A 691-nucleotide genomic window follows, 5' to 3' on the forward strand; every position below is an offset into this window, starting at 1 on the left:
ACGCAGCAGCGTCGATTACTGCTGCTGCTGCTGCTGCTGCTGCAATTGCTACTTCTAGCATGCCCCATGCTGACCCAACGCGCCCCATGCCAAAGCGCCGGCGGTTGTCGTTCCCTCTGCGATCCACCGAAGCCGGATCTGTGATGCAAGGGCGTCCAGTGGAGGCCGCTGCTGCTCCTGCCCACCTTGGTCCGGCTTGCGAATGGTTTGTTGCTGGTGTACCGGAGCCATTCATTGTTTGGCAGCACTTGGAGCAAGCATTGATTACTCCCGCGCGGCACTTGATGTCTTTGTATGGCGGTGGTGGTGGCGGCGGTGGCGGCGGTGGCGGCGGTGGCGGCGGCGGTGGCGGTGGCGGCGGTGGCGGTGGCGGTGGCGGCGGCGGCGGCGGCGGCGCTTCTTCTGGCGCGGAGGCTGATGCCATTGGCCCAATGGCGCATTTGCTGCCAGCTCCGCTCACGAGCGCCCAAGTTGTGCAGAGACCGGATATCGCTGTAGTTGCAGTCGTCGTACTGATGCGTGCACTGCGAGGTGCGGCGGCTGACACATGTGACGCGGACACGCGGCAGCTGCTTGGGCACGTGACGGAGATGGTGCTACCAGCAGCAGAGCACTTGGCCTGCGCTCAGCTGCCAGATTGGCTGGGAAGCGCGGGCGGGTCGGGCTTTGCGTGCCAGCTGGCCTGCGCTTT

At 65.4% G+C, this 691-nt stretch carries 1 protein-coding gene; it reads left to right on the forward strand.

Annotated elements, in window-relative coordinates:
- The first annotated feature begins 294 nt into the window (after positions 1-294).
- A complete protein-coding gene (locus tag ACK4SE_RS14020; RefSeq protein WP_409693947.1) occupies positions 295-498 on the forward strand; it encodes a hypothetical protein in 204 nt (67 codons plus the stop codon).
- Positions 499-691 lie beyond the last annotated feature (193 nt).

This window comes from Brevundimonas sp. (assembly GCF_046293315.1).
In the GTDB taxonomy this organism is placed as follows: Bacteria; Pseudomonadota; Alphaproteobacteria; order Caulobacterales; family Caulobacteraceae; genus Brevundimonas.

Excerpts from the sequence above, each read along its gene's own strand:
- ACK4SE_RS14020 (WP_409693947.1), top strand. The coding sequence starts at position 295 with ATGGCGGTGGTGGTGGCGGCGGTGGCGGCGGTGGCGGCGGTGGCGGCG.